Below are 7,970 nucleotides of genomic sequence, written 5' to 3'. Positions count from 1 at the left end.
AACCGCCCCCAGGATGCGCCTCCCACCTTTCTTTGCCTAGTGCAGTGCGTCAAAGTTCTGAGCCACCCTGTGGCGTTATCCCACGCTTTCAGCGTTTGCACATTTGCCGTCTGAAACCCAGGGTGGCGCCGCCGTCTCGCTTGCGCTCGCCGGGGCTGACCCTGGGCTGGCGAATCGCTCGCCTTCAGCGAGCCCGGACTTGACTTCTAACACAGTCGCTGGGCTGGCGAATCTGTCCCTTCCAGGGACAAAAACGACGGCCTGGCTCAGAACTTATGACCGGCAGCACTAGGGCCTGCTACTCCTGGGATCAGCCCACCACGTTGACCAGGCGGCCGGGGACGACGATGACGCGCTTGGGGTCGCGGCCTTGCAGGTGCTTTTTCACCTTCTCCGAGGCCAGGGCGCGCTCTTCAAGCTCGGCCTTGTCGGTCTCGCGCGAAACCTTCATTTCGTCGCGGACTTTGCCGTTGACCTGCACCACGATGGTGATGGTGTCCTCGGCGCACAGGGCCTCCTCGTACTCGGGCCAGGGGGCCAGCGAGGCCAGTCCTTCAAAGCCCAGGCGCTGCCACAGCTCCTCGGCCAGATGGGGGGCGTAGGCGGCCAGCAGGCGCAGGAAGACGTGCAGCGTCTCCTTGGGCACCGCCGGGGCTGCCGTGGCCTCGTTGACGAAGACCATCATTTGGGAGATGGCGGTGTTGAAGCGCAGATTTTCGGTGTCCTCGCTGACCTTCTTGATGGTGCGGTGGAGCGTCTTCCACAGCCCCATCTGGCTCGATCCGGGCGCATCGGCGATGGTGGACGACAGATCGCCGCTGTTCTCGTCAACCACCAGGCGCCAGACCCGTCCCAGGAAGCGGTAGACGCCTTCCACCCCGTCCATCTGCCAGGGCTTGACCTGCTCCAGCGGACCCATGAAGAGCTCGTAGAGACGCATGGCGTCGGCGCCGTACTCGTCGATGACGTCGTCGGGATTGACCACGTTGAGCTTGGACTTGCTCATCTTCTCGATCTGTTCGCTGACGGGCTTGCCGCCGGCTTTCACGCGCCACTGCCCCTCGGCCTTTTCCACCTCGTCGGGATGGTGGTACTTGCCGTCCTCGTCCAGGTAGGAAAAGGCCAGGATCATCCCCTGGTTGAAGAGCTTTTGAAAGGGCTCTTTGGTGGAAACCCATCCGCAGTCGTAGAGCACCTTGTGCCAGAAGCGGGCGTAGAGCAGGTGCAGGACGGCGTGTTCGACGCCGCCGATGTAGAGATCGACGGGCATCCAGTAGCGCTCCAGCTCCCTGTCCCAGGGCGCTTGATCGTTTTGGGCGTCGATGAAGCGCAGGTAGTACCAGCACGATCCGGCCCACTGGGGCATGGTGTTGGTTTCCCGGCGCGCCTTGCGTCCGTCGGGCAGGGTGACGGTCAGCCAGTCCCGGGAGGCCCGGGCCAGGGGCGGACGCCCGTCTTCGGTGGGACGGTATTCGTCCACCGGCGGCAGTTCCACCGGCAGGTCGTCTTCGCTGACGGGAATCTCCTCACCGTCCTCGGCGTGCAGGATGGGAAAGGGCTCGCCCCAGTAGCGTTGGCGCGAAAAGAGCCAGTCGCGAAGGCGGTACTGCACCTTGAGGCGTCCTTTGCCTTCGGCTTCCAGCCACTCGGTCATGCGGCGTATGGCGTCCGGCACCTCGAGTCCGTCCAGGAACTCGGAATTGACCAGGGTGCCCTCCACGTTGTCGGTGAAGGCTTCTTCTTCAACCGGCTTGGCGCCGCCCGAAACCACCTCGACGATGGGCAGGCCGAACTGGCGGGCGAACTCGTGGTCGCGCTCGTCGTGTCCGGGAACGGCCATGATGGCGCCCGTGCCGTAGGTCATGAGCACGTAATCGGCGATCCAGATGGGAACTTCTTCGCCGGTGACCGGATGCACCGCGTCGGCCCCGCTGTAGACTCCGGTCTTTTCTTTGGCCAGATCGGTGCGGGCCAGGTCGGACTTCTGCTTGGCCTGTGTCACATACTCTTCGACGACCTCACGGCGCTCGTCGCTGACGATCTGCTCCACCAGCGGATGCTCAGGAGCCAACACGCAGTAAGTGGCCCCCATCAGGGTGTCGGGACGGGTGGTGAAGACCTCGAAGGCGTGCTGCGTCCCCGCCACCTCGAAGCGGATGTCGGCGCCCTGGCTCTTGCCGATCCAGTTGCGCTGCATCTCCTTGACGCCTTCCGGCCAGTCGACTTCTTCCAAATCGTCCAGCAGGCGCTCGGCGTAGGCGGTGATCTTGAGCATCCACTGCTTCATCGACCGCTTTTCCACCGGGTCTCCGGTCTCGATATACTTGCCGTCCTTGACCTCTTCGTTGGCCAGCACGGTGCCCAAAGCCGGACACCAGTTGACCGGCACTTCGGCCATGTAGGCCAGTCCCTTCTGGTAGAGCTTGAGGAAGATCCACTGGGTCCAGCGGTAGTAGTCGGGCGAAGCAGTAGAGATCTCGCGGTCCCAGTCGTAGCTGAATCCCAGCCGCTTGATCTGGCGGCGGAAGTTGTCGATATTGCGCTGGGTGATCTCGGCCGGATGGATGTTCTCGCGGACGGCGGCCCGCTCCGCGGGCAACCCGAAGGCGTCCCAGCCCATGGGATGGAGCACGTTGAGGCCCTGCATGCGCTTCATCCGCGCCACCACGTCGGTGGCCGTGTAGCCCTCGGGGTGGCCCACGTGCAGACCGGCGCCCGAGGGGTAGGGGAACATGTCGAGGATGTAGAACTTGGCCTTTCCCCGCAGGTCCTCAGGATCGTTGGACACGCGGAAGGCTTTGCGGCGCTCCCATTCCTCTTGCCACTTGGGTTCGATTTCAGCCGGGTTGTAACGGTTGGCGCTCACTGGTCTGCCCTCTGGGCTCTCTTTCAAGCTGGATGCTATTGCATAACGACTGGTAAGAATAACATGCCGCAGGACCCCGAAGTAAGACATCTTCCGGGCAAGTCGGCCGCTAGTTGCCGGGTTGCAGAGCCTCGGCCTGGCGGCGCAGGCGGCGGGCCTCTCCGTTATGGCCCAGGCGATGTTTGAGGTGGGCGGCCAGTTTCAAGGTGGCCGCCAGATTGCGGCGCGAATCGGGGCCGGGATGCTGCTCGTTGAGACGGCGGTCGAGGATCAACGATTCGCGCACGTGGTCGAGGGATTCCTCCAGCCGGCCCTCCGATTCCTCCAGCATGGCCAGCAGGTAGAAGCAATAGGAAAGGTCGCGCAGGCTGGCTGGGCTGGGCTGCTCGGCGTCCTCGACGAGCTGTTGCCTGATCTTGAGGGATTCGTGGCCCAGGCGGCGTGCGCTCTCGCTCTCTCCCCGCCGCATCTGCACCTCGCTGAGACGGTTGAGGATGACTGAAAGGCAGCGTTGGGCCGGGGGTCCGGCCTGGTCCCGGGCCCTGCGCCGGGCGATTTCGAGAGCCTGCTGGTAGTAGTCGAGGGCCTGGTCCAGGCGCTGACGGCGCACGGCGATGCGTCCCGCCAGGTCGTACCAGCGCAACAGGTCGCCGCGCTCCTCGGACTCCAGGGTTCTCAGCGCCAGGTCGATGTGCCGGGCGGCATCGCTGTAGCGTCCGGCCTGCCGCTCGGCCCGTGCCCGCAAGGCATAGGCCTCGGCCCGACGGCCGGCGCCGGCCCTCGACTCGTCGATTTGGCGGGCCAATTCCACCGTCCGTCCCAGGTCGCCTCTGCGATAGGCTTCCAGCGCTTCCCGCAAACGCCGGCCCGGCTTGACTGCCGCGTCCTCCGAGGGAGCCTCGGCAACGGCGCCCTGAGACTCCTCGTCGCTGGCAGGGTCCTGGTCGGGGACCTCTTCCCTCTGGTCGTCCGGCACCGCCCGTTGCAGCCAGGAGGGACGCAGATCGATGGTCATGGGATGCAGCCGCCAAACCGAGGGCATGGCTTCGGGAAGCCACTGCTGCATCTCGGCGGGACCGGAGACAATGATCCCGCGGAAGCGTCCTTGCAACTCTTGCCGGCGGGCGGAGAGAAAACGCAGCGTCTCCCTCCAGGCCTCCAGCCACTCGCCCTCGTGCTGATCGCGGACGCTCTCGGAGACTTGAATCCAGATATAGTCGTAGCGCCTGACCCAGCGTCCCCTGACCAGAGACTTGGCCAGCTTGGGAAGCCGCGAAGGCAGGGCAGTCTCCTTCAGCGACACCTTCTGCTTGCGGCTCTTGGCCAGCTTCTGAAAGCGTCGCAAGAACAGGTCTGAGGCGGGAGGGGACGCCGTGGAGATGAAGCACCACAAGAATCCCTCTTCCTCCTCCACCCGGCGGCGCAACTCATCCCACAAAGCCTCGCCGCGGGGGTCCAACCCGTTATCTATGTGCTCCGGCCTGCGTCGCTTGAAAAACATTCCCAAATGGATTCGATTGCGTTGAGCCCCTAGCATAGCGGACGCCCCGCCCAAAAGGGAAGACCTTTCAGCCCGAACAGTTGGCCTTGCTGGATTCAAGGACCACGCGATTCTGAGATCAATAGGTGAGCAGCGTCTGTGATTGATGGAAAGTGGTTCACCGCCGATGGTCTTGACCATTCTGTGATAAATCGTAGAATAGTCATGACCATTCCACGATTCGCCGTAGTTTGGTCAGAGGAGGAGGCAATGGAGCCCCGATCCGGGCGAGCCGCCGGGCCAACGCCCGCCGAAGCCCATCGACGATGACATCTACCAAGCCTTTCTACGCCACGGGGGATTCCCCGAACCCCTCACCCGCCAGGACGACCGTTTCACCAACCGATGGAGACGCTTGCGCCACCAGCAGCTCTTCCGCGAGGAGCTGCGCGACTTGACCCGCGTCCAGGAAGTGGCCAAGGTCGAAACCCTGGCCCGGCTGATCTGGCACCGCGCCGGACAGCTCACCAGCTACGCCACCCTGGCCAACCAGATCGACGCCTCCCAGGACAGCGTCAAGCGCTGGCTGAGCATCCTGGAGAGCCTCTACTACTGCTTCACCCTGCGTCCCTGGTACAAGAACGTGGCCCGCTCGCTGCGCAAGGAGCCCAAGCACTACCTGTGGGATTGGTCGCTGCTGGATGACCCCGGAGCCCGCTACGAAAACCTCCTCGCCTGCGCCCTCCTGAAAGCCGCCCACCTCTGGACCGACCTGGGCCACGGCGACTTCGGCCTCTACTACGTCCGCGTCATACCCGCCCTCTTCAACAAACCTCCGAAACTGGCTGTTGGTGACCGGGTAGCGCGAAGAACATCAGATCCCGCTCGACTTCGAATTCGTGGATACCCTTTCCTTCGCCGACCTTGTAAACACCTGCGGGGACGCACACCCAAGCTTCCTCGCTGTCATGATCACGCAAGTCATCGATCACCCTCGGGTCGCCCACGCGCCCCAACGCCAATCCGACCTCGAGACGCTGTTCGAGCGGACCTTCTCCACATTCCACGGCCTTGCGGAGTTTCTCCCGCAATTGCCCGGTCAAGGCCTCCGGCAACGACTTGCCCCGGTTCTCCATGATCTCGTGGCAGTCCCCGATCACCGACAGCATGGCCAAGTCTTTGCTGTCGGTTTCTTCGATCAGGCGCTTGAGCAGTTTTCCCGCCTTGGCTTCGGTGGACGGTTGGCTCAAGATCTCGGCGAAGAGAAAGGACAGGGTATTGGCCCACTGCGAAACCTGGGAGCGCTGCTGAAAGAGCCGGGCGAAGCCTTCCCGGCTCAGCCCGAAGATCCTCTGAGCCGCCAGATATTCCTGGAAGGAGAGATGGTAGAATTCTGCCTTCCTCTTCCCTTTCGAAACCAGCAGCCCGCTATTGGAAAGCAGGGTTTCACGGGCCTTCCTCGACGGCGTCCCGCAAGCCTGAAAGCAGCAGCTCCTTGGGAGACCACTCCCGCCCATTCCGTTTGTCCGAAGGCGGCACCTCGTCGAAGCCGTCGAAGATCATCATTGCCGATCCTTCCTTCAGATGGGCTTCTACGTCATCCCAACTCAGCCCGTCAGGCTTTTTGCTGGCAACCCACGATTGCAGGGCCGCTTCCAGTTCTCCCCTTGAGAGCTCCGCCTTTTTCGAGGGCAGTTCACCCCAAAAGTCCCGCAGCGGGACCAACAGCGGCAAACGCCCCTTCAACTCCTTCGGCCACGTCTCAACAAACTCCTCCGGCGGCGCCACCGGCTGCGCCATGGCAGGTCCGCCCGCCGCCCTGATCGCCACCCAGCGGCAAAACCTAGATTTCCCCGACCCCGTTGCCCCTGAGACCGCTAGATTCTGTTTGGCCACAAGATCCAGAAGCAAGGCATGCGCTAGTCGCAGCCGTCGGCTCCTGAGCTTTACCACCTCTTCCCTGTTCTGCATGCCAGAAACAGTCAGCGGCACATAAACACTCTTCAGTTGAACGTTTCCCGAGGTCCTGCGATCGTACCCCTCCATTTCCACCCGTCCATAATTGCGGACCAACCAATCGCGATACTTTGCCGAAACCGGTGGTGCACCCTTACTCTCTCTCCCCTCCCCCTCTGCCTTGTCGCCGGTCTTGCTGCCTTTTTCTTCGCTTCCACTATCCTCAGCCTTCGCGCTCTGCTCTAGATAGCGACGAAGTTCCGCGACGGTATGGATAGCTTCGCGGGCAAACTCCTGCAGGCTATTGAAGACGACATGGATCCGCCCTTCTTTGTCGGACGACGGGCGCGAAACTGCGTGGGGACTTAACCTGCGGTCTCCTTTTTCGAAAGGTAGTCACGAAGAGCGCGATTGACGGCTTCCGAATCTGGAAAGACTTCCCGCAGGTCTGGATCGATTAACACAACGTTAGTGCCTTCACGGTATCGCTTCGCGTACTTTCCGCGGACACCTGATTTGATCAAATCCTCTGAATACTCGTCCCTAAGGGTGTCTTCTTCGTTGCTCATAGACTCTTCTCTCTCGAGGGGTCATCTTTCGTGCCGATATCAGTCGGATTCGATCATCCCGCTCTGCGTAGGATACTACCATGTGCCTGCCTCGCCTCGACAGTCCAAAAATCAAGAACCTACTCTCGCCTATCGAGTGATCGGGGTCGCGGAAGGATGAGGAATGATCATCACCGAAGACTTGGCTCGCCTCGAAAAACGAAACACCATGTTTGCTTTCATTGGCACGGGCTTTCGCCGGGTCCCACTCAAAATCCACAACACTCAACCTCGGGAGAGGATACGTTCTGACTGCGGTGCAGTCCTTCGCCAAAGGCTGCAAAGCTTATCACATCTGGTAGCCGGCCACGGAAGCCGAATAAAACCCGTCCCTGAGAACCACTGTTCACCTGACATCGTAGCGCAGGAAGGCCAGGAAGGCGCCGGCGAAGGCGGCCAGGGAGTAGAGGGAGAGGAGGCCCAGGTCGATGATGGAGGGGGCAACGGCCTCTTTCAGGGTGCGCTTGGGGGGGGCGTAGGCGGGCACCTCCGCAGGGTTGAGGGTGGGCGAGTCCTGGCCGCCCCCTGAGAAGCTCATGCGGAAAGGCTTTGCCGAACCCTCCGAGGACTGCGGGGCCGCCTCATCGCCATCCGCCTTCTCAGGCGCGGAGCGGGTGGTGAACGAGAAGGACATGGAGTGCCCCATGGCATCGCCCTGCTTGCCGGCCTTTTCCTCGGCCAACTCCAGCAACTCGTCGCGATAGCTGCGCATGGCGTCCTCGGCCCGCGGCTTGAGGTGGATGTCGGTGTCGGCCAGGTTCATGGCGGTGAGCTGAAAGGCCGCCGCAGGAGAGACGCGGGCCAGGGTCAAGGCCAGGCGTTCCTGGAGGGCCAGTTGGTTGCGGCGTTCTTCGGTGAGGCGGCGCTGGTAGGCGGCAATCTCTTCCTGCACTTTGGAACGGAGCTGGGAGTCCTCCAGCATCCACTGCTGCATCCGCTGCTTGTTGGCGGCTGCCCGCTCCTCGTCGCTGAGTCCCTGGTTCTGGCGCATGCGCTCCTTCCAGCGCTCCTGGGTGCCCTGCTTGTACTCCTCCCAGCGGGATTGAGCGAAGCCTTCCTG

At 62.5% G+C, this 7,970-nt stretch carries 7 protein-coding genes; all 7 read right to left on the bottom strand.

Annotated features, from left to right (window positions below):
• Positions 1-310: 310 nt before the first annotated feature.
• Complete coding sequence (leuS, locus tag VLU25_05750; GenBank protein ID HSR67427.1) at positions 311-2,866, bottom strand: leucine--tRNA ligase; 2,556 nt, start codon at positions 2,864-2,866, stop codon at positions 311-313.
• Positions 2,867-2,975: 109 nt separating this feature from the next.
• A complete protein-coding gene (locus tag VLU25_05745; protein HSR67426.1) occupies positions 2,976-4,367 on the bottom strand; it encodes a tetratricopeptide repeat protein in 1,392 nt (463 codons plus the stop codon).
• Positions 4,368-5,170: 803 nt separating this feature from the next.
• Positions 5,171-5,863, bottom strand: coding sequence for a hypothetical protein (locus VLU25_05740; protein HSR67425.1), 693 nt, complete (start codon positions 5,861-5,863; stop codon positions 5,171-5,173).
• The gene (locus VLU25_05735; GenBank protein ID HSR67424.1) at positions 5,793-6,392 is read right to left on the bottom strand and encodes a hypothetical protein; all 600 of its coding nucleotides are present in this window, start codon (positions 6,390-6,392) and stop codon (positions 5,793-5,795) included. The genes VLU25_05740 and VLU25_05735 overlap by 71 nt, the downstream gene beginning before the upstream one ends.
• A gap of 275 nt (positions 6,393-6,667) precedes the next feature.
• Positions 6,668-6,871, bottom strand: a complete 204-nt coding sequence (locus VLU25_05730; protein HSR67423.1) for a hypothetical protein — start codon at positions 6,869-6,871, stop codon at positions 6,668-6,670.
• Positions 6,846-7,130 carry a BrnT family toxin gene (locus tag VLU25_05725; GenBank protein HSR67422.1) on the bottom strand — a complete coding sequence of 95 codons (285 nt, stop codon included), beginning with the start codon at positions 7,128-7,130 and terminating at the stop codon, positions 6,846-6,848. Before VLU25_05725 ends, VLU25_05730 begins: the two co-directional genes overlap by 26 nt.
• Positions 7,131-7,256: 126 nt before the next feature.
• On the bottom strand, positions 7,257-7,970 hold a 714-nt coding region (locus VLU25_05720; GenBank protein HSR67421.1), incomplete at its 5' end, for a DUF3526 domain-containing protein.

The organism is Acidobacteriota bacterium, assembly GCA_035471785.1.
Lineage (GTDB): Bacteria > Acidobacteriota > UBA6911 > RPQK01 > DATIPO01 > JANQFM01.
Note: the sequence above shows the minus strand (reverse complement) of the source record. Positions and strands in the feature narration are given on the sequence as shown.

Coding starts and splice junctions, on each gene's coding strand:
- VLU25_05745 (HSR67426.1), bottom strand. CDS start 4,367: ATGTTTTTCAAGCGACGCAGGCCGGAGCACATAGATAACGGGTTGGAC.
- VLU25_05740 (HSR67425.1), bottom strand. CDS start 5,863: ATGGGCGGGAGTGGTCTCCCAAGGAGCTGCTGCTTTCAGGCTTGCGGG.
- VLU25_05735 (HSR67424.1), bottom strand. CDS start 6,392: ATGGAGGGGTACGATCGCAGGACCTCGGGAAACGTTCAACTGAAGAGT.
- VLU25_05730 (HSR67423.1), bottom strand. CDS start 6,871: ATGAGCAACGAAGAAGACACCCTTAGGGACGAGTATTCAGAGGATTTG.